Origin of the sequence: Devosia epidermidihirudinis (assembly GCF_000971295.1) — a bacterium.
Classification (GTDB): Bacteria; Pseudomonadota; Alphaproteobacteria; order Rhizobiales; family Devosiaceae; genus Devosia; species Devosia epidermidihirudinis.
This window is the reverse complement of the sequence record NZ_LANJ01000019.1, coordinates 280,214-299,722: the sequence shown is the minus strand read 5'-3', so window position 1 is coordinate 299,722 and position 19,509 is coordinate 280,214. Positions and strand designations below refer to the sequence as shown.

Sequence of the window (19,509 nt, the reverse complement as noted above, 5' to 3'; positions counted from 1 at the left end):
TTGAATGAAAAAGGGCGACCGCGAGGTCGCCCTTTTTGTTTTTTGGATAGTGCTCTCACGCCACGGACGCCAGATAGAGCACGTCCCGGGTGGAGCTGTGGTCGACCTTGGCCGGGGCGAGGTGATCGAGGAAGTGTTTCGCCCAATCGGTGACATTGTGCTTTTGCGCGGAGGCCATGAGCGTGGTCCAGCGGGCAATCCGTTCGTCGAGCGGCATGTCGAGCGCCATGCGCAGGGCTTCGGCGGTTTCGTCGGTGTCGAATGGATTGACCAGCAGGGCGTCAGGGAAGATCTCGGCAGCACCAGCGAAGCGCGAGAGGATGAGCACGCCCGGATCAGTGGGGTCCTGCGCACCGATAAACTCGTGGGCGACAAGGTTCATGCCGTCGCGCAGGGGCGTGACGAGGCCGACGCTGGCAAGGCGATAAAGCCCCGCAAGGCTGGGCTGGCCATAGGCGCGCTTCACATAGGTTAGCGGCTGCCAATCGGGTTCGGCAAAGCGCCCCATGACGCGGCCACAGACGGCGTCCAGCGTGTCGCTGGTCTCCTGATATTCCTTGATGGCGTCGCGCGAGGGCGGCGCAACCTGGAGCATATGAATCTGCCGGCGGAAGCGGCTGTCATTGGCGAGGAGCTTTTCATAGGCTTCGACGCGCTGCGGCAGACCTTTGGAATAGTCGAGCCGGTCAACGCCGAGAATGAGGCGCTGATCGGCCAACGTCCGCTCGACCCGGCGGACCATTTTGGTGGCGGCGGGGCTGACGGCGAGGCGCGCAAAGGCGTCAGGGTCGGAGCCGATGGGAAAGGCCACGACTTCGGTGCGGCTGAAATCGACCGAATGCACGCGGGCGCCGTCGAGCGAGGATGGCGTCTGGTGGTCGGCAAATTCGGTGAAGGCTGCGACGTCGCGATTGGCCTGCATGCCAACCAGGTCGTAGCGCGAGAGGTCGCGCATCAGTTCCTGATGGTGCGGGATGGCGTAGAGCGCGTCGGGCGTGGGGAAGGGAATGTGCAGGTAGAACCCGATGCGATTGCGCGCGCCGAGATTGCGCAGCTCGGTCGCCAGAGGGATCAGGTGATAGTCATGCACCCAGATCACATCGTCGGGCTTGAGCAGGGGGAGAAGAGCGCGCGCGAACTGCGTGTTGACGCGGCGATAGCCCTCGTACCAATGCGCTTCGATCGTCGCCAGATCGAGCCGCAGGTGGAAGCTGGGCCAAAGAATGGAATTGGAATAGCCCCCGTAATAAGCCTGATGGTCGTCTCGTGTGAGATCGATCTGGGCGACGGTGAGGCCATCGATATCGGTAATCTGGGCGTGCGGCTCGGGGATGTCGACCAGCTTGCCGGACCAGCCAAACCAGAAGCCTTCGCGCTCGGCCAGAGTTTGGCGCAGCGCAACGGCCAGTCCACCGGCCGCCGGACCTTTGCCCGGCGTCCGATTGGACACAACAACCAACCTGCCCATTAGTGCAGGTCTCCGGCGTCCCGATCTCTGGCGGCGATATCGCCAAGGCCCTGGATCAGCGCATGGACGGAGTGCACGTCGGCAATGCGCATGCGTGCGGCGGTTTCGCCTTCGCCCAGCTTGATCCCGACGCCACCAAGCTCCTGCGCGGCGATGAAGCCATCCTCGTCGGTGATGTCATCGCCGATGAAGATTGGCGTGCGGCCGAGAAATGGCTCTTCGCGCATGAAGGCGCGTAGTGCGGTGCCCTTGCTGATGCCACGCGCGCGGGCTTCGAACACCATCTTGCCGGGGACTATGGTGAAATCGGTGACGCCGTTGACGGCATCTTCCATGGCGATCCGCGCGGCGGTCTCGAGTTCGGGTGATTGGCGGTAGTGGAGGGCGACGGAGCCTTCCTTGGCTTCCAGCACGAGACCGGGATTGGCTTCGATCAGCGGCGCGATGGAGTGGGCGATTTCCTCGGCGGCGACGACGTGGGCCATGTCCACCTCTTCGATCACGCCATCGGCGCGGCGGCGCTGGGTGCCGTGGGCTCCAGCGATTGGTAGGTGGAGAGGGGCGAGATATCTGTCGATATCTGCGATCTCGCGACCGGTGATAACGGCAAAAGCACTGTCGAGATCACGAATGGCGCGCTCAAGCTGGGCTGCCAGAGATTCGGGGACGTCGATCTGATCAGGTGCGTCGGCCAGATCGACCAGCGTACCATCGAAATCGGTGAAGATTGCCAGCTGGGGCAGGACGTGCGGTGTAGCGTCGATGTGCGACATGATCGTGGCCTTGCGCTGTTACGGGAACAGATAAAACGCATAGGCACGGGAATGGTTCGCCCCGGCATGGCTGCTATGTGGCAGGGCGCTCAGCCCGGCATTTGCACCATGAAAGGCGTGTCGAAGTGGTGTTCTTCGAGATTGTTGCCTTCGCCGCCACGGTCAACGACGAGAAAGTCGCTTTCGGCATCCAGCGTGGTCAGCACGCCATGCCAGGTGTTCATGGCGATGTTGATGCCCTGACCGGGTGCGGTGAGGAAGGCACGCGGCGTATCGGGCGTGCCATGCACGTCATGGGCGACGATGACGAGGAAAGGACGCTGGGTGAGGGGGTAGAACGCCTGGCTGCCGAGCGGGTGACGCTCCACCAGTTTCAGCTGCAGCGGCAGGCTATAGGGCTGGCCGCGAAAGATGGAGATCAGCGGGCGGGCGTGGACGCCGCCCAGCTCGACGCGGGCGAGGTCGTGATAGCGCTCGGTCATCCCGCCATTGATGGGGTAGTGATGGGCGCCGGCCAGCTCGATCACCTGCCCGAACGGGGCAAAGGCCTCGGCGGTCAGGGGTTCGATGATGATCGGGGCCATGGATCAGCGACCCAGTTTCATGTGGCGATTGACGTCCTTGTAGAGCAGGTAACGGAAGCGGCCGGGACCGGCGTAGCAGCACTGCGGGCAGAAGGCGCGCAGCCACATGAAGTCACCGGCTTCGACCTCAACCCAATCCTGATTGAGCTTATACACCGCCTTGCCCTCGAGCACGTAGAGGCCGTGCTCCATGACGTGGGTTTCCTCAAAGGGGATGACCGCGCCGGCTTCAAGCGTGACGATGTTGACGTGCATGTCGTGGCGGAGATCGCTGGGCTCGACAAAGCGCGTGGTGCCCCAGCGGCTATCGGTGCCGGGCATCCAGATGATGGGCTTGTCCTGCTCGTTGGCGACGAACGCGGTGGGGGCGTCAATGCCGTCGACGGCTTCGTAGCGCTTGCGCACCCAGTGAAAGCGGGTGGGGACGGAGCCAGCATTGGTCAGGGACCAGACGCTGCCGGGGGGCAGGAAGGCATAGCCGCCGGGCGTCAAAATATGGGTTTGGCCTTCAAGTGTGAGGCTGGCTTCGCCATCGACGACGAAGAGCACGCCCTCGGCCTCCTTGTCCGGCTCGGGCCGTGTGCTGCCGCCGCCGGGGGAGACTTCCATGATGTATTGCGAGAAGGTCTCGGAAAAGCCGGACATGGGCCGGGCAATGACCCAGGCGCGCGTATCGGTCCAATGGGGCAGGTAGCTGGTGACGATGTCGCGCATCACGCCATGGGGAATGACCGCATAGGCCTCGGTGAACACCGCGCGACCGGTGAGCAGGGCAGACTGGGGCGGCAGGCCCGCTGCGGGAATTGCGTAGCTTGCTTTGGTCATGAATGCCCCCGCCGGTTTAAGCGTGTGTTGGTGTGAAATTGGCAGGTCCGGGGCGCTCTGGCTAGGCCGTGCGGCGCAGATCGAGCGTGATTTTGCCCGCGGCATGGGCTTCCTGTTCGTGCACGGGCTCGCGCCAGATTTCGGCAAGGCCGGCCTCGTACCACTCCACCAACGGGGGCAGGGCGAGGATGCGGGCGGCATAGGCATTGGCGGTATCGCTGAGCGAGATGCCATAGGTCTGGAGGCGCAGGACGACGGGCGCATAGAACGCGTCGGCGGCTGTGAATGTGTCGCCCGCCAGGAATGGGCCGCCAAAACGGGACAGGCCTTCGCACCAGATTTCGTCGATGCGGGCTAGGTCGCCTTCAAGCGCCGGGCTGCGTTCATTGAGCTCGACGCGAATGCCGCAATTCATGGTGCAGACATTGCGGAGCTCGGAAAAGCCAGAGTGCATCTCCGCGGCGATGGAGCGGGCAAAGGCGCGAGCGGCGCGGTCTGCGGGCCAAACCCTGGCGTGGTCCTCGGCGGCATATTCGGTGATGGCGAAGCTATCCCAGACGCAGGTGTCGCCATCGATGAGCAATGGAACACGACCGGTGGGCGAAAAATCGCGGAAGGCGTCGTGGCTGCCGTAATCGATGAAGGGTTGCAGGCGCTCGGTGAAGGGAATGTCGAGCATGCGCAGCAAAAGCCAGGGGCGCAGCGACCAGGAGGAGTAGTTCTTGTTGCCGACGATGAGTGTGTACATGGTGCGGGTCTCCGAAGCAGGCTCTAGCGTGCTGCATACACTCCGCGCAAGCGCTCAGGCTTCAACCTGCTGCTTGAGGCGGCTCAGCATGGACGCGGCATAGGCCGCGTAGGGACCGATCCAGCGCTCATGAATGGCGTGGATGGGCAGAGCGTCGAGATGGTTCCAGCGCTCGCGGCCGCGTCGTTCGACCACAATCAATCCGGCCTGCTCCAGAACCTTGAGGTGCTGCATGACAGTGCAGCGGTCCTGATCGGGCAGCAGGTCGCACAGCATGCCTGTCGTCAGCGGGGCAGGCTTGAGCGCGTCCAGCAGATAGCGCCGAGTCCGGTGGCTCAGGGCCTTGAAAATTGCGTCGTCTTCGTCGTCGGTTGACATGTTATATTTTTATAACATACGCTGACGCCAGTCAAGCTCAGGAGGATGGAATGGCCTATGACTTCAGGGTGAGTGGCCGGATTGCCAAGCCGGTGCATGAGGTGTTTGAGGCGGTGGCAGACCCCGCCAAACTGTCGGGCTATTTCACCACCGGCGGCGCTGTCGGTCGGCTGGAAACGGGCGCGACGGTGACCTGGGATTTCGCTGATTTCCCCGGCGCCTTTCCGGTGCGGGTTGAGCGCGTGGTGCAGGACAAGGAAATCGTGCTGCACTGGGCGGCAGCCGCCGATGGCGGGCCCAGCTACGACACGACGGTGGTGATGAGTTTTTCCAGTCTTGAGGACGGGCGCACGCTGGTCAGTATCGAGGAAAAAGGCTGGCGCGAGGGCGAGCCAGGACTCAAGGCCGCACTGGGGAATTGCGAGGGTTGGACCGGGATGCTGTGCGCCCTCAAGGTGTACATCGAGCACGGCATCAATCTGCGCGAGGGGTTTTACAAGTAGTCCGCAGTAAGAACCCTCGGGTCGGGCCCGAGGGTGACGCTCGCTGGGCGAGGTAGCCTAAGGCTACGGCAGTAGGGCCTTTAGGCGGAGCATGGCGATGCGTTCGACCTGGGCGCAGGCGGTGGCGAATTCGGCTTCGGCTGAGTTGTTGATGCGGGTTTCGAAGGCGGCGAGGATCGAGGCCTTGGTGTTGTCCCGCACAGCGATGATGAAGGGGAAGCCGAACTTTTCGACATAGGCCGTGTTGAGCGTGGTGAAGCGGGTGCGTTCATCGTCGGTGAGGGCGTCGAGACCGGCGGAGGCCTGCTCCTCAGTGGAGGCCGCAGTGAGGCGCTTGGCGGCGGCGAGCTTTCCGGCGAGGTCGGGGTGGGCGCGGAGGACCGCGAGGCGTTCTTCCGGCGTTGCGAGGCGGAACTGAGTGCGCAGAGCAAATTGCAGGCCAATGGCGGTGTCGTTGACCGGGGCCAGCTCACCCTCCCAGGCACGCTCGGCGATCCAGGGGGAGTGCTCGAAGATCGAGCCATAGCGGGCGACAAAGTCGGGTTTGTCGAGCTGGGAGGGAATGACCTCCGGCGCGACATAGGGGTGTTCGCTCGCCCAGTGTTCGGCGATGGCGAGGCGGGTTGGGACCCAGACCTTCTCGAATCCCTTGATGTAATCGACGAACTTCTTGAGGCCCTGATAGCGGCCGGGCTGGCCCACAAGACGACAGTGCAGGCCAATCGACATCATCTTGGGCGAGCCGGCCTGCCCCTCGGCATAGAGCACGTCGAAGCTGTCCTTGAGGAACTGGAAATATTCCTCGCCATTGTCAAAGCCGGACGCCGTGACGAAGCGCATGTCATTGGCGCTGAGGGTATAGGGAATGATCAGCTGCGGCTTGCCCTGATGGACGCGCCAATAGGGCAGGTCATCGTCATAGGTGTCCGAGACATAGGCAAAGCCCCCGGCCTCTGACACCAGATCGACCGTATTAAGCGAGCAACGGCCGGTGTACCAGCCTTTAGGGCGTTCGCCTGTGGCGATGGTGTGCAGCCGAATGGCTTCGGCAATCTGCTCGCGTTCGGTATTGGGCGCCATGTCCTTGTGCTCGACCCATTTGTAGCCGTGGCTGGCGATCTCCCAGCCGGCGTCCTGCATGGCGGCAAGCTGGGCTGGGGCGCGCATCAGGGCGGTGGCGACGCCATAGACGGTGACGGGCAGAGCGGCTTCGGTGAACAGGCGATGGAGCCTCCAGAACCCGGCGCGGGCGCCGTATTCATACATCGACTCAACGTTCCAGTGGCGGCGATCCGGCCACGGGGCGGCGCCGACGACGTCGACGAGGAAGGCCTCGGAAGCGGCGTCGCCATGCAGGATATTGTTCTCGCCACCCTCTTCGTAATTGAGCACGAACTGTACCGCGACATGCGCGCCGCCGGGCCAGTTTGCCTGCGGCGGAGTGGGGCCATAACCATGCATATCGCGGGGATAACGGGTCATCTTGCGTCTCGTTTATTGGTTCGCCATACCCTAGCGCGGGCACACTGGAGCACAAGATGCACAAAAATGGACCAGATGGTAAAAAATAGGCGTTGCCGCCGCGCGCTTTTTAGATAGTCTTGTCACGGGGACGACAGACGGAGCAGCAAATGGCGGTTAGTGGGCGCCTCACAACGCATGTCTTGGATACTGCGCACGGCACGCCAGCGCGCGGCATGCGGATCGAACTGTTGTTCGTGCACGGCGATCATACGCATCATATTGCTGACAGCTATACCAATGCCGATGGTCGCGTGGACCAGCCGCTACTGGATGAACAGCAGTTCCAGCATGGCGAATTTGAAATCCACTTCCATGTGGGGCAGTATTTCGAACGGATTGGTGTCGAGATCGAGACGCCATTCCTTGATGTGGTGCCAATCCGGTTCACCATCTCGGAGGACAAACACTATCACGTCCCCCTCCTGGTAAGCCCCTACGGCTATTCCACTTACAGAGGGAGCTAGGGCCATGTCCAAAGGCGCGATCCGCTTCATTCTCAACGACGAGGAAATCTCCCTCACTGATGTGAAACCGGATGCGATGCTGCTGGACTGGCTGCGGCTGGAGCGCCGTTTGCGCGGCTCCAAGGAAGGTTGTGCCGAGGGCGACTGCGGAGCCTGCACGGTGCTGGTCGGACGCCTGATGGGCGACGAGATCATTTATGACTCGGTGACCTCCTGCATCCGTTTCGTGGGGAGCCTGCATGGGACCCACGTCGTCACCATCGAACATTTGCGCGGCAAGGACGGGATCTTGCATCCCGTGCAGCAGGCGATGGTGGATCACCATGGCAGCCAGTGCGGCTTCTGTACGCCCGGCTTCGTCATGAGCCTTTATGGGTTGTGGATGCGCCAGCCGCAGCCGACCCAGGTGGCCATCGAAAAAGCACTGCAGGGCAATCTTTGTCGCTGCACCGGCTATGCGCCGATCATCCGCGCGGCCAAGGCGATTTCAAGCTATGGCGCGCCAGAGGCTGATCCGCTGCGCGCTGAACGGATCGCCATCAAGAGCAAGATCATCGCCATTCACGATGGCAGCCGCGTCGATATTGGCGAGGGGCCCAGCCGCATTATCGTGCCGGGTAGCCTCGATGACTTTGCTGATGTCTATGCGGAAAACCCGGGAGCGACGATCGTCGCCGGATCGACCGATGTGGGGCTTTGGGTCACCAAGTTCATGCGGGCGATCGGACCAGTGATCTTCATCGGGCATTTGCAGGAGCTCAAGGCGATCAAGACGAGCGCCGATGCCGTGCAGTTTTTTGCCGGCGTGAGCTATTCGGAAGCCTTGCCTGTTATCGGCGCGCACTTCCCCCAGTTGGGTGAGCTGTGGAGCCGGATTGCTGGTGAACAGGTGCGCAATATGGGCACGATTGGCGGCAATATCGCCAATGGCTCGCCGATTGGTGACACGCCGCCGCCATTCATTGCGCTGGGGGCAAGGCTCACCCTGCGCAAGGGCGTGGAGCGGCGCGAAATGGCGCTGCAGGATTACTTCATTGCCTATGGCAAACAGGATCGCCAGCCGGGCGAGTTCGTGGAAAGCGTTACGCTGCCGCTATTGCCTGAGGGCGAGAAGTTTGCGGTCTACAAGATTTCCAAGCGCCGCGAGGAAGACATTTCGGCACTTTGTGGCGCGTTCCGCGTTTCTCTTGATGAGACCGGGGCGGTGGCAGCAGCCAAGATTGCGTTTGGCGGCATGGCGGCGACGCCAAAGCGGGCGAGCGCGGTTGAGGCCACGCTGGTGGGTAAGCCCTGGACGCTGGCGACTATCGAGGCCGCGATGGCAGTGTTCGAGCAAGATTATCAGCCGATTTCAGACATGCGGGCGAGCGCCGATTATCGCCTGCTGACGGCGCGTAATCTGCTGCTACGGTTCTTCCATGAAACAACCGGTGTGAGCCAGCGGCTCAAGCGGGAGGTGGCATGAACAAGCATGATACGTCCATTGCGCTAGCGACCGTTCACACGTCGACCCGGCACGACAGTGCGCCAAAGCATGTGTCGGGATCGGCTGAGTACATTGACGACATGATCGAGCCAGCGGGCACGATGCATGCCTATCTGGCGCTATCGACCAAGCCGCATGCCGAGATCGTCAGCATTGATTATGCGGCCGTGAAAGCGTCGCCGGGCGTGATCGGCGTGCTGACGGCGGAGGATATTCCGGGCGAGAACGATGTCAGCCCGAGCCACAAGCACGATGAGCCGATCTTTGCCATCGGCAAAGTGCATTTCTGGGGGCAGCCGCTGTTCGCGGTTGTTGCCGAGACACGCGATCAGGCACGGCGGGCGGCCCATCTGGCCAAGGTTGAATATCGGGATCTGGAGTTTGTCACCAGCGTGCGCGATGCGCAGGCGGCGGGTGGCAAACTGGTCACCGAACCGCTCAAGCTGGAGCGTGGCGACGTGGCGGCCGGGATGGCCAGTGCATCGCGTCGCGTTAAGGGCAGCATCGAAATTGGCGGGCAGGATCACTTCTACCTCGAGGGGCAGATCGCCATGGCGATCCCCGGCGAGGATGAGGATGTGACGGTGTTTGCCTCGACCCAGCATCCGAGCGAAGTGCAGCTGATGGTGGCTGCGGTACTGGCCATTCGCCAGCACGCGGTGACGGTGCAGATCCGGCGCATGGGCGGTGGGTTTGGTGGCAAGGAAACGCAGGGCAACCTGTTTGCTGCGGTGGCAGCCTTGGCGGCCAAGAAATGGAACCGCGCCTGCAAGATCCGTCCGGATCGCGATGATGATATGACCGCAACCGGCAAGCGGCACGATTTCGTGGTCGACTATGATGTTGGCTATGACGACAGCGGCAAAATCCATGCGGTCGACGCGGTTTATGGCGCGCGGGCGGGCTTTTCGTCCGACCTCAGCGGACCGGTGACGGACCGGGCGCTGTTTCATGCCGACAATGCCTATTGGTATCCGGCGGTGCGGGTGCGCAGCCAGCCGCTTTACACCAATACAGTGTCGAACACCGCGTTTCGGGGCTTTGGTGGCCCGCAGGGCATGATGGCGGCGGAGCGCTGGATCGAGGATATCGCCTATGATCTGGGCCGCGATCCGCTCGATATCCGCAAGGCCAATTTCTACGGCACGACGACCGACAATGTGACGCCCTATCACCAGACGGTGGGCGACAACATCATTCACCGCATTGTCGATGAGCTGGAAACCTCGGCAGACTACCAGGCGCGGCGCAAGGCCGTGCTGGCGTTCAATGCTGAGAACGCGATCCTCAAAAAGGGGATTGCGCTGACGCCGGTCAAGTTCGGCATCTCGTTCACGGCAACCTGGTACAATCAGGCTGGGGCGCTGGTGCACGTCTATAAGGATGGCTCGATCCATCTCAGCCATGGCGGCACCGAAATGGGGCAGGGGCTCTATATCAAGGTGGCGCAGGTGGTGGCCGATGCCTTTGGCGTCGGGCTGGACGTGGTCAAGATCATGGCCACGACGACGGGCAAGGTGCCCAATACCTCGGCCACGGCGGCGTCTTCCGGTTCCGATCTCAATGGCATGGCGGCTTATGACGCAGCGCGGCAGATCAAGGAGCGGCTGACGGCACATGCGGCCAAGCTCTATGAATGCAGCGAGGCCGAGGTGGTCTGGGTGCCGGGCGGTATCGAGGCCAAGGGCAAGTTCGTTGGTTTCGCCGAGCTGGCGGCGTCGGGCTATATGAATCGTGTTCAGTTGTCGGCAGCGGGGTTCTACCAGACGCCGACCATCCACTGGGATCGTGCGACCGGCCGTGGGCATCCGTTCTATTATTTTGCCTACGGCGCCTCGGTGACCGAAGTGACCATTGATACGCTGACCGGCGAGTACACCGTCGACCGGGTCGATGTGCTGCATGACGTGGGTAGGTCGCTCAATCCGGCAATTGATATCGGCCAGATCGAGGGCGGCTTCGTGCAGGGCATGGGCTGGCTGACCACCGAGGAGTTGGTGTGGGACGCCAAGGGCCAGCTGCGCACAAAGGCCCCGTCCACCTACAAAATTCCGCTGGCAAGCGATGTGCCGCCGATCTTCAACGTAAAGCTGGCCGAATGGTCGGTGAATGCCGAGCCGACGATTGGCCGCTCCAAGGCGGTGGGCGAGCCGCCGTTCATGCTCGCCATGAGCGTGGTCGAGGCGCTGTCGATGGCGGTGGCCTCGGTGGCGGATTACAAAATCGCGCCGCGGCTGAATACGCCGGTGACGCCCGAGCGCGTGTTGATGGGCTGCGAGCGTCTGAAACGGGAGGCGCGGGGGTGAGGATGAGCGCGGACCTTGGGATAAGCGCCGCCTCACCTCTCCCTTCGGGGGAGAGGTCGACCCTTTTGGGTCGGGTGAGGGGGCCTTTTTCAAACACCGCGTCCAGAAAAGGCCCCCTCACCCGGCCTGCGGCCGACCTCTCCCCCGAGGGGCGAGGTGAAGTTGGCTCTGTGCTGGTGAGATCCACTTGGAGCCTCCTATGACCCGCACTGAAACGCTCAACGCCTTCTTTTCCCATGAGCCTGCGGCCATCGTGGCACGACTGACTTCGGTGCGCGGGTCGAGCCCGCGCGAACAGGGAACCTTCATGCTGGTGGGGCAATCGGACCTGTTTGGCACGATTGGCGGCGGTGCATTGGAGTACATGGTTATTGAACATGCCCGTCGACTCGTACTATCGGGCCGGATGGGGGAAGCCATGGACGTGCCATTAGGGCCAGAAATCGGGCAGTGCTGCGGCGGTCGCGTCGGAGTGGACCTGCGCCCGGTCGATGCTGCCCTGCAGGCTGAACTGCTGGCCGAGATCGCCGCAGAAGATGCGTCCCTTCCCCATGTATTCGTTTTTGGCGCCGGTCATGTCGGGCGCGCGCTGGCGCAAATCCTATCGCTGCTGCCGGTCCAGCTTGAAGTGATCGATACGCGCCGCGAAGAGCTGGCCGAACTTCCAGATCATATTCCATCGCGTCTGGTGGCCATGCCTGAAGCCGTGGTGCGCAATGCGCCCGAGGGCAGCAGCTATGTCATCCTGACCCACGATCATGCGCTGGATTTTCTGATCGCCCAGGAAGCCCTGGCGCGCAGCGACAGCCCCTATGTGGGCATGGTGGGATCGGCAACGAAGCGGGCGCGCTTTTCGAGCTGGTTCCGCACCGAAGGGGGCGAAGCCAAGGCATTGGATCGGTTGATCTTGCCAATTGGCAGCCAAGGCCTTGGGGATAAGAGGCCGGCAGTGATCGCGGCACTAGCGGCAGCAGAAATAATGGTTCACATTGGTCAGCGGGAAGCTGAAATCGGGCGGACACGCGTGCCCAAGTCATTGGGGGCGATGATTGGACGCTAGTATGCCGTATCGGCTGGAACTAACGGGTATTACCAAACGCTTTCCGGGCGTCCTTGCGAATGACAATGTCAGCTTCGCAGTCAAACCGGGCGAAATCCACGCATTGTTGGGCGAAAACGGGGCGGGCAAGTCCACCCTCGTCAAGATGATCTACGGGATCATGCAACCCGATGCCGGCGAAATCCGCTGGGATGGGCAGGTGGTGAATATCGCCAACCCCAAAGATGCGCGCAGACTCGGCGTCGGTATGGTGTTCCAGCACTTCTCGCTGTTTGAGGCGCTGACCGTTTTTGAAAACATCGCGCTGGGCATGGATGCCAAAATCCCGCCCCGCGAGCTTGAGGCGCGCATTCGCGCCGTGATGACCAAATATGGTCTGCTGCTTGATCCCCATCGCACCGTGGCGACGCTGTCGGTGGGCGAGCGCCAGCGCATCGAAATCGTGCGCGCGCTGCTGCTGGACCCGAAATTGCTGATCATGGATGAGCCGACTTCGGTGCTGACCCCGCAAGAGGTCGAGGCGCTGTTCGTGGTGCTGCGGCTGTTGGCGCAGCAGGGGTGCTCGATCCTCTATATTTCCCACAAGCTGCATGAAATCAAAGCTTTGTGCGACACGGCGACGATCCTGCGGGCCGGTAAACTGGTGGATACCTGCGATCCGCGCGAGGAGACCTCGCGCTCGATGGCCGAGAAGATGATTGGCGCAGGGCTGCGCGATATCGTGCGCTCGGAAGGCCGCACGATGGGGCTGCCCAAGCTGGTTGTGTCACGTCTGTCGACGCATAAGACCGGGCACTTTGATGTGCCGGTTAACGATGTGAGCTTTTCTGTTCGTGCGGGCGAGATTTTCGGCATTGCCGGGGTTGCGGGCAATGGGCAGAACGCCTTGCTCGACGCGTTGTCTGGCGAGATTGTCAGCGATGACAAGGACGCGGTGACGCTGGACGGCAATCCGCTGGGGCTGCTGGGAACGACAAAGCGGCGCAAGCGCGGGCTTTGTGCGGTTCCCGAAGAGCGCAACGGCCACGCTGCTGTCGGCGATTTTACGCTGAGCGATAACTCCGTGCTGACGGCGCGCGATCGGCTGGGCATGGTCATCATGGGCCTACTTAATTCCGGCGCGGCCAAGACCTATACGGGTCGAGTGATCGCCGACTTCGCCGTTAAGGCGCTGGGTCCTGCTTCGACGGCTGGGTCGCTGTCGGGCGGCAACCTGCAGAAATTCATTATGGGCCGGGAAATCCTGCAAAAGCCGAGCGTGCTGGTGGTGAGCCAGCCGACCTGGGGCGTTGATGCGGGCGCGGCGGCGGCGATCCATCAGGCACTGGTGGATCTGGCGGCTGCGGGATCCGCCATCGTGGTCATCAGCCAGGATCTCGATGAATTGCTGGCGCTGTCGGACACGCTGGCGGTGATCAATATGGGGCAGTTGTCGGCGTCACGCGCTGTTGGGGACGTATCGGTGGAAGAAATCGGGTTGCTGATGGGCGGCGTACACCAGAGCGTGGAGGCAAGCGATGCAGTTCCGGCTTGAGAAGCGTCGCGAACCGAGCCGGTTCATGCTGTACGCTACGCCGGTGGCGGCGGTACTGCTGACCATGCTGCTGGGCGGGATCATCTTCTCGCTGATCGGCTATAATGGCTTCGGCGCCGTGCGCGAAATCTTCCTGACGCCACTGACCAATCCCTACAAATGGCAGGACCTTGGCGTCAAAGCGGCGCCACTGATCATCATCGGCGTGGGCCTGTCGATCGCCTACCGCGCCAATGTGTGGAACATCGGCGCCGAGGGGCAGTATATCATCGGCGGGTTGGCCGGAACCGGTGTGGCGCTGGCGACCTGGGGCATGACCGGCTGGTGGATCCTGCCACTGATGGTGCTGGCGGGCATGGCTGGCGGCATGGCTTATGCGTCCATTCCAGCGCTGCTCAAGACGCGTCTCAACGTCAATGAAATCCTGACCAGCCTGATGCTGACTTATGCGTCGGTTCAGCTGATCTATTATCTGATCCGTGCGCCCTGGAAAGATCCGATGGGCATGGGGTTCCCCCAGACGCGGCTGTTCTCGGAAGCGGCGCGGCTGCCCACTATTATTCCCGGTACCATTGTGCATCTGGGCGTGCCGATGGCGGTTCTCGTTGGCTTTATCGCGTGGTTCGTGATGACGCGGACTGTGTTCGGCTACCGTATGCGTGTGGTCGGTGCCGCACCGAGTGCAGCGCGCTATGGCGGGTTCTCGGAGAACAAGACGATTTGGCTGGCCATGCTGGTTAGCGGTGGTTTGGCCGGGCTAGCGGGCGTGTTGGAAGTGGCCGGGCCATTTCAGCGCATGGTGCCGGGCTTTCCGACCAATTACGGCTTTACCGCGATCATCGTGGCTTTCCTCGGACGGCTCAATCCGCTTGGCGTGATTGTCGCGGGTGTCGTGCTGGCCATCACCTTTGTCGGTGGCGAGGTGGCGCAGACAACGATTGGTCTGCCCAATGCGGCGACCGGCATTTTCCAGGCGATGATGCTGTTCTTCCTGCTGGCGGCGGACATTCTCATCAAATATCGGGTGCGCCGCGTGACGCATCAGGCCAGCGTGGAGACAGCGTAAATGGATCTGACGCTTGCCATCGCCATTCTGGTGACTGTCGTGGGGGCGTCCACGCCCATCCTGATCGCCGCGCTGGGCGAGCTGGTGGTGGAACGCTCCGGTGTGCTCAATCTGGGCGTTGAAGGCATGATGCTGATCGGCGCGATTGCCGGTTTCGTTGTGCAGTTCCACACCGGCAATCCATACCTCGCTCTTCTGGCAGGGGCTGCAGCGGGCGTTATGGCCTCGCTGATCTTTGGTTTCTTGACCTTGTCTTTGTCGGCCAACCAGACCGCGACCGGCCTGGCTCTGACGATTTTCGGCACCGGGTTTTCTGCCTTGGCGGGCTCGTCCTATTCGGCCCGCCCGGTGACGCTAATGCAGCCGTTGTTTCCGGTTGAACTGGCGACCCATCCCATCGGCAAGGTGTTGTTTGGCTATGCCTTCCCGATCTATTTCTCGTTCATCATGGTCGTGGCTATCTGGTACTTCCTGCACAAGACGCGGGCGGGCCTGATCCTGCGCGCCGTGGGTGAGAACGATCAATCCGCACACTCGATCGGCTATTCGGTGACCGGTGTGCGCTATCTCGCCGTGATGTTCGGCGGGGCGATGGCTGGTATTGCGGGGGCCTGTTTCCCGCTGCTGCTGACGCCCCAATGGGCAGAACGGATGACTGCCGGGCGCGGCTGGATTGCCGTAGCGCTGGTGGTCTTTGCGTCGTGGAAGCCGTTCCGCCTTTTGGCGGGCGCTTACCTCTTCGGCCTTGTGATGACCATGGAACTCTACGCCAAAGCTGGCGGCGGGCCATTGTCGGTCATCCCATCTGAGGTGTGGGCAGCAATGCCTTACCTCGCAACCATCGCGGTTCTGGTGCTCATCTCGATCCGCCGCGATGCCTCCACAAATGCCCCGGCCTGCCTCGGCAAGCCGTTCTTGCCTGCAAATTGAGAAGACAGCCAACGATCCTCTCAATCGAATGTAAGTCATTCAGGAGAAACAGATGACACTTACTCGCCGCACCTTCGTGAAGATCAGTGGTGCCGCCGCAGCTTTGCCGCTGCTTGGCACCAGCGCTTTCGCCCAGCTCGAAAAGGTCAAAATCGGCTTCGTTTATGTCGGTTCGATCAACGACAACGGCTACAACTACGCGCACAACCAGGGCCGCATCTATGTCGAGGAGCATCTCGGCGACAAGGTCGAGACGATTTTCGTCGAGAACGTGCCGGAAGGCCCGGACTGCGAACGCGTTCTGCGTGAGCTGGCTCAGCAGGGCTGCAACCTGATCTTCGCAACGAGCTTCGGCTTCGGTGACTCGGTGATCAAGGTCGCCCAGCAGTTCCCAGACATCGCATTCGAGCATGCCACGGGCTATATGAAGGCCGACAATGTGGGCCTCTACAATGCGCGCTTCTACGAAGGCCGCGTGGTTTGCGGCACTGTTGCTGGTCACATGTCCAAGACTGGCAAGGCCGGCTATATCGGCTCGTTCCCAATTCCTGAAGTGGTGATGGGCATCAACTCCTTCGTGCTCGCTGCCCGTAAGGTGAACCCTGACTTCACGATCAAGCCGGTCTACATTTCGACCTGGAATGACCCGGCCAAGGAAGCTGACGCTGCCCGCGCCATGATCGACCAGGGCATCGACATCATTGCCCAGCACACCGACGGCCCAGCGGCCCTGCAGGTTGCTGCCGAACGCGGCATCATCGGTGGTTTCGGCCAGGGTGCGGACATGAGCGCCTTTGCGCCAGATACGCAGCTGACCGCCATCATCGACCATTGGGGTCCGCACTACCTGGCATCGGCAGAAGCCGTGCTGGCTGGTACCTGGGTTGCCGGAGACACTTGGGAAGGTCTCAAGGAGAACGTCGTCGAGATGGGGCCATACGGCAAGAAGGTGCCAGAGGACGTCGTGGCTGCCGCCGAGGCGACCCGCACCGGCCAGATCGATGGCTCGTTCAACATTTTCATGGGCCCGATCAAGGACAATACCGGCGTTGAGCGCGTTGCTGCTGGCGTCGCACTGACCGATGCAGAGCTGCTCAGCATGGACTGGTATGTCGAAGGCGTCGAACAGCCTGCATAGGCGACATTGACGACACAAATTGAGAGGTGGGCACTTGCCCGCCTCTTTTTCGATCAGCCTGCAGACGGCGCCTCAGGGGTATGGCCGTGGTGGGATCGCAGGCACGCCCTCGTGGTTTGACAGGCTCACCATGAGGCCTATTCAAGGGACGCCGACATGCCAGATTATGCAATTTTGTACGAATGGCTGATGTTTGCCGTGCGCTGGCTGCACGTCATCACCGCCATCGCCTGGATCGGCTCGTCCTTTTACTTCATCGCGCTCGACCTTGGCCTGCGCAAGACGCCAAGCCTGCCGCCTTTGGCGCATGGCGAGGAATGGCAGGTGCACGGCGGCGGTTTTTATCACATCCAGAAATACCTGGTTGCGCCTGAGTTTTTGCCCGAACACCTGACCTGGTTCAAATGGGAAAGCTATTGGACCTGGCTGAGCGGCTTCATGCTGTTGGCGCTGATTTATTACGTTGGCGCGGACATTTACCTGATCGATCGCAACGTGCTCGATCTGGTGCAGTGGCAGGCGATCCTGTTGTCGATGGCCTCCATCGTGCTGGGCTGGGTGCTGTATGACAGTCTCTGCAAATCCCCGATCGGCAATTCGACCACCGGGCTGATGCTGGTGCTGTTTGCGATCCTGGTGGCGATGAGCTGGCTCTATACGCAGCTTTTCACCGGCCGCGCGGCGATGCTGCATATGGGCGCGTTTACCGCGACCATCATGGCGGCCAACGTGGCGATGATCATCATCCCCAACCAGAAGATCGTTGTGGCCGACCTCAAGGCCGGCAAGGTGCCCGACGCCAAATATGGCAAGATCGCCAAGCAGCGGAGCCTGCATAACAACTATCTGACGCTGCCCGTCATCTTCTTCATGCTGTCGAGCCACTACCCGCTGGCCTTTGCCACGCAGTGGAACTGGATCATTGCCAGCCTGATCTTCCTCGTGGGCGTGGTCATCCGTCACTATTTCAACACGCGCCATGCCCGCAAGGGCAATCCACACTGGACCTGGGCGGTGGCCGCGATCCTGTTCATTATCATCGCGTGGCTGTCGAGCGGACCAAAGCTGGTCGGCTCGGCGGGAGAGGAGGTGGCGTCTCGTGCGGCCGAGAGCTTTCTTGGTGCAGAGCACTTTGCCGCTGCCAGCCTAGCCGTGCAGACGCGCTGCGCCATGTGCCATACGGCCGAGCCGGTGTGGCCCGGGATTTACGAGCCGCCCAAGAACGTCATTTTGGATAGCGATATCGCCATCGCCAACCACGCCAAGGATATTGCCATGCAAGCTGGCTATACGCACGCCATGCCGCCCGGCAATGTGACGGAGATGACCAAGGAGGAGCGTGCTCTTTTGGTCGAGTGGTTCCGCGAGGGTTCGGGACAATGAGCCGGACCATTCTGCGTGGCCGGGTGCTGAGCTTTATCAGCGAGCCGCAGGGCCTCGATGACCATGCGAGTTACCGGTATCTCGAAGATGGCGCGGTCACCATCGAGGACGGCAAGATCGTTGCCGTTGGCGATTTTGTGGCTGACGACAATGCCGAGATCATCGACCACCGGCCGCATCTGATCCTGCCCGGCTTTATCGACATGCATCTGCACTATGTGCAGAGCCAGATCATCGCGTCCTATGCGGGGTCGTTGCTGGAATGGCTCAACACTTACACCTTCGTGGAAGAGCAGAAGTTCAGCCAGCAGGGGCATGCCAACGCCATTGCGTCGTCGTTTTATGACGAGCTGATCCGCAATGGCACGACGACGGCTGTGGCCTATTGCTCGAGCCATCCGCGCTCGGTGGACGCCTATTTCGCCGAGGCCGAAAAGCGCAATATGCTGATGGTTGGCGGCAAGGTGATGATGGATCGCAATGCGCCCGAAGCGCTCTGCGACACGGCCCAATCCAGCTACGACGACACCAAGGAACTGATCGGGCGCTGGCATGGGCGGGGACGGGGGCTTTATGCCGTCTCGCCGCGCTTCGCCATCACCTCGACCCCCGCCCAGATGGAGGCGGCGCAGGCTTTGGTGGCCGAGCATCCCGAGTGCTACGTGCAGACGCATCTCAGCGAGAATGACGCCGAGATCAGCTTCTCTATGGAGCTTTATCCGAACTCGCCCGACTATACCGGCATCTACGAAGACTATGGCATCCTGGGCCCCAAGACGCTTTTGGGGCATTCGATCCATCTCAATCACCGGGAGACACGCGTCTTGGCGGAGACCGGCTCGGTGGCCGTGTTCTGCCCGACCTCAAACCTGTTCCTAGGCTCCGGGCTGTTTGATCGCGGGCGGCTAATGCAGGCGGGCGTGCGGATCGGCATTGCGACCGATATCGGCGGCGGCACCAACTACGGGCTGCTGCGGACGCTCGACGAGGGCTACAAGGTGCTGCAATTGCGGGGCCAGCGGCTGACGCCGTTCAATTCGTTCTACATGGCGACGCTGGGCAATGCGCGCGCGCTTTCGCTGGAGGGAACGATCGGCGCGATTGCGCCGGGCAATGCGGCGGATTTGATCGTGATCAATGCGTCTGCCACGCCCGCCATGGCACTGAGAATGGCGACGGTGACGACGCTGGCTGAAGAATTGTTCCTGCTCCAGACGCTGGGTGACGATCGGTCGATCGCCGAGGTCTATGTTGCTGGTGCAAGGGCGAAGTCAACTTTGGGTGGGTTGTGACACCGGGCGGTCTCGCCTAGGTTCACCCCGACAGACGCCAATCCCGG

General features: G+C 61.8%; 18 protein-coding genes. 11 read left to right on the top strand and 7 right to left on the bottom strand.

Features of this window, described 5'->3' with window-relative positions; translation table 11 throughout:
* Nucleotides 1-55: 55 nt before the first annotated feature.
* The 6 genes from WH87_RS13145 to WH87_RS13120 all read right to left on the bottom strand — a co-directional run bounded on the left by WH87_RS13145 (nucleotide 56) and on the right by WH87_RS13120 (nucleotide 4,776).
* Nucleotides 56-1,468 (bottom strand): alpha,alpha-trehalose-phosphate synthase (UDP-forming), encoded by a 1,413-nt coding sequence (locus WH87_RS13145; protein ID WP_046137344.1) that lies wholly within the window; start codon nucleotides 1,466-1,468, stop codon nucleotides 56-58.
* Complete coding sequence (gene otsB, locus WH87_RS13140) at nucleotides 1,468-2,241, bottom strand: trehalose-phosphatase (protein WP_046137345.1); 774 nt, start codon at nucleotides 2,239-2,241, stop codon at nucleotides 1,468-1,470. The genes WH87_RS13145 and otsB overlap by 1 nt, the downstream gene beginning before the upstream one ends.
* 89 nt (nucleotides 2,242-2,330) lie before the next feature.
* The gene (locus WH87_RS13135; RefSeq protein WP_046137346.1) at nucleotides 2,331-2,825 is read right to left on the bottom strand and encodes an ureidoglycolate lyase; all 495 of its coding nucleotides are present in this window, start codon (nucleotides 2,823-2,825) and stop codon (nucleotides 2,331-2,333) included.
* Between the two features lie 3 nt (nucleotides 2,826-2,828).
* Nucleotides 2,829-3,650: a bifunctional allantoicase/(S)-ureidoglycine aminohydrolase gene (locus tag WH87_RS13130; RefSeq protein ID WP_046137347.1), complete on the bottom strand. Its 822-nt coding sequence runs from the start codon at nucleotides 3,648-3,650 to the stop codon at nucleotides 2,829-2,831.
* 61 nt (nucleotides 3,651-3,711) lie between these two features.
* Entirely contained in the window at nucleotides 3,712-4,398 is a 687-nt protein-coding gene (locus WH87_RS13125; RefSeq protein ID WP_046137348.1) for a glutathione S-transferase family protein, read from the bottom strand.
* Between the two features lie 54 nt (nucleotides 4,399-4,452).
* Entirely contained in the window at nucleotides 4,453-4,776 is a 324-nt protein-coding gene (locus WH87_RS13120) for an ArsR/SmtB family transcription factor (RefSeq protein ID WP_046137349.1), read from the bottom strand.
* Between the two features lie 50 nt (nucleotides 4,777-4,826).
* Here WH87_RS13120 and WH87_RS13115 point away from each other — a divergent pair, with 50 nt between their 5' ends.
* Complete coding sequence (locus WH87_RS13115) at nucleotides 4,827-5,279, top strand: SRPBCC family protein (protein WP_046137350.1); 453 nt, start codon at nucleotides 4,827-4,829, stop codon at nucleotides 5,277-5,279.
* 63 nt (nucleotides 5,280-5,342) lie between these two features.
* Here the strand turns inward: WH87_RS13115 and puuE are convergent, their stop codons facing one another.
* Entirely contained in the window at nucleotides 5,343-6,761 is a 1,419-nt protein-coding gene (gene puuE, locus WH87_RS13110; protein ID WP_046137351.1) for an allantoinase PuuE, read from the bottom strand.
* Nucleotides 6,762-6,910: 149 nt separating this feature from the next.
* Between puuE and uraH the strand changes: the two genes are divergently transcribed.
* The 10 genes from uraH (at nucleotide 6,911) to guaD (ending at nucleotide 19,462) form a co-directional block, all read left to right on the top strand.
* Nucleotides 6,911-7,267, top strand: a complete 357-nt coding sequence (uraH, locus tag WH87_RS13105; RefSeq protein WP_046137352.1) for a hydroxyisourate hydrolase — start codon at nucleotides 6,911-6,913, stop codon at nucleotides 7,265-7,267.
* 4 nt (nucleotides 7,268-7,271) lie between these two features.
* Nucleotides 7,272-8,732 (top strand): xanthine dehydrogenase small subunit, encoded by a 1,461-nt coding sequence (xdhA, locus tag WH87_RS13100; protein WP_046137353.1) that lies wholly within the window; start codon nucleotides 7,272-7,274, stop codon nucleotides 8,730-8,732.
* Nucleotides 8,729-11,059 carry a xanthine dehydrogenase molybdopterin binding subunit gene (gene xdhB, locus WH87_RS13095; protein ID WP_046137354.1) on the top strand — a complete coding sequence of 777 codons (2,331 nt, stop codon included), beginning with the start codon at nucleotides 8,729-8,731 and terminating at the stop codon, nucleotides 11,057-11,059. The genes xdhA and xdhB overlap by 4 nt, the downstream gene beginning before the upstream one ends.
* 199 nt (nucleotides 11,060-11,258) lie before the next feature.
* The gene (gene xdhC / locus WH87_RS13090; protein ID WP_082092686.1) at nucleotides 11,259-12,119 is read left to right on the top strand and encodes a xanthine dehydrogenase accessory protein XdhC; all 861 of its coding nucleotides are present in this window, start codon (nucleotides 11,259-11,261) and stop codon (nucleotides 12,117-12,119) included.
* A gap of 1 nt (nucleotide 12,120) precedes the next feature.
* The gene (locus WH87_RS13085) at nucleotides 12,121-13,653 is read left to right on the top strand and encodes an ABC transporter ATP-binding protein (RefSeq protein ID WP_046137355.1); all 1,533 of its coding nucleotides are present in this window, start codon (nucleotides 12,121-12,123) and stop codon (nucleotides 13,651-13,653) included.
* Nucleotides 13,637-14,719, top strand: coding sequence for an ABC transporter permease (locus WH87_RS13080; RefSeq protein WP_046137356.1), 1,083 nt, complete (start codon nucleotides 13,637-13,639; stop codon nucleotides 14,717-14,719). The genes WH87_RS13085 and WH87_RS13080 overlap by 17 nt, the downstream gene beginning before the upstream one ends.
* On the top strand, nucleotides 14,720-15,649 hold the full coding sequence (locus WH87_RS13075) for an ABC transporter permease (RefSeq protein WP_046137357.1): 930 nt from the start codon (nucleotides 14,720-14,722) through the stop codon (nucleotides 15,647-15,649).
* 52 nt (nucleotides 15,650-15,701) lie between these two features.
* Complete coding sequence (locus WH87_RS13070; protein ID WP_046137358.1) at nucleotides 15,702-16,787, top strand: BMP family ABC transporter substrate-binding protein; 1,086 nt, start codon at nucleotides 15,702-15,704, stop codon at nucleotides 16,785-16,787.
* Nucleotides 16,788-16,943: 156 nt separating this feature from the next.
* Nucleotides 16,944-18,170, top strand: a complete 1,227-nt coding sequence (locus WH87_RS13065) for a urate hydroxylase PuuD (RefSeq protein WP_046137359.1) — start codon at nucleotides 16,944-16,946, stop codon at nucleotides 18,168-18,170.
* The gene (guaD, locus tag WH87_RS13060; RefSeq protein ID WP_046137360.1) at nucleotides 18,167-19,462 is read left to right on the top strand and encodes a guanine deaminase; all 1,296 of its coding nucleotides are present in this window, start codon (nucleotides 18,167-18,169) and stop codon (nucleotides 19,460-19,462) included. The genes WH87_RS13065 and guaD overlap by 4 nt, the downstream gene beginning before the upstream one ends.
* Nucleotides 19,463-19,509 lie beyond the last annotated feature (47 nt).

Bases quoted from the DNA above. Each gene is read 5' to 3' on its own strand.
- WH87_RS13145 (WP_046137344.1), bottom strand. From the start codon at position 1,468: ATGGGCAGGTTGGTTGTTGTGTCCAATCGGACGCCGGGCAAAGGTCCG.
- otsB (WP_046137345.1), bottom strand. From the start codon at position 2,241: ATGTCGCACATCGACGCTACACCGCACGTCCTGCCCCAGCTGGCAATC.
- WH87_RS13135 (WP_046137346.1), bottom strand. From the start codon at position 2,825: ATGGCCCCGATCATCATCGAACCCCTGACCGCCGAGGCCTTTGCCCCG.
- WH87_RS13130 (WP_046137347.1), bottom strand. From the start codon at position 3,650: ATGACCAAAGCAAGCTACGCAATTCCCGCAGCGGGCCTGCCGCCCCAG.
- WH87_RS13125 (WP_046137348.1), bottom strand. From the start codon at position 4,398: ATGTACACACTCATCGTCGGCAACAAGAACTACTCCTCCTGGTCGCTG.
- WH87_RS13120 (WP_046137349.1), bottom strand. From the start codon at position 4,776: ATGTCAACCGACGACGAAGACGACGCAATTTTCAAGGCCCTGAGCCAC.
- WH87_RS13115 (WP_046137350.1), top strand. From the start codon at position 4,827: ATGGCCTATGACTTCAGGGTGAGTGGCCGGATTGCCAAGCCGGTGCAT.
- puuE (WP_046137351.1), bottom strand. From the start codon at position 6,761: ATGACCCGTTATCCCCGCGATATGCATGGTTATGGCCCCACTCCGCCG.
- uraH (WP_046137352.1), top strand. From the start codon at position 6,911: ATGGCGGTTAGTGGGCGCCTCACAACGCATGTCTTGGATACTGCGCAC.
- xdhA (WP_046137353.1), top strand. From the start codon at position 7,272: ATGTCCAAAGGCGCGATCCGCTTCATTCTCAACGACGAGGAAATCTCC.
- xdhB (WP_046137354.1), top strand. From the start codon at position 8,729: ATGAACAAGCATGATACGTCCATTGCGCTAGCGACCGTTCACACGTCG.
- xdhC (WP_082092686.1), top strand. From the start codon at position 11,259: ATGACCCGCACTGAAACGCTCAACGCCTTCTTTTCCCATGAGCCTGCG.
- WH87_RS13085 (WP_046137355.1), top strand. From the start codon at position 12,121: ATGCCGTATCGGCTGGAACTAACGGGTATTACCAAACGCTTTCCGGGC.
- WH87_RS13080 (WP_046137356.1), top strand. From the start codon at position 13,637: ATGCAGTTCCGGCTTGAGAAGCGTCGCGAACCGAGCCGGTTCATGCTG.
- WH87_RS13075 (WP_046137357.1), top strand. From the start codon at position 14,720: ATGGATCTGACGCTTGCCATCGCCATTCTGGTGACTGTCGTGGGGGCG.
- WH87_RS13070 (WP_046137358.1), top strand. From the start codon at position 15,702: ATGACACTTACTCGCCGCACCTTCGTGAAGATCAGTGGTGCCGCCGCA.
- WH87_RS13065 (WP_046137359.1), top strand. From the start codon at position 16,944: ATGCCAGATTATGCAATTTTGTACGAATGGCTGATGTTTGCCGTGCGC.
- guaD (WP_046137360.1), top strand. From the start codon at position 18,167: ATGAGCCGGACCATTCTGCGTGGCCGGGTGCTGAGCTTTATCAGCGAG.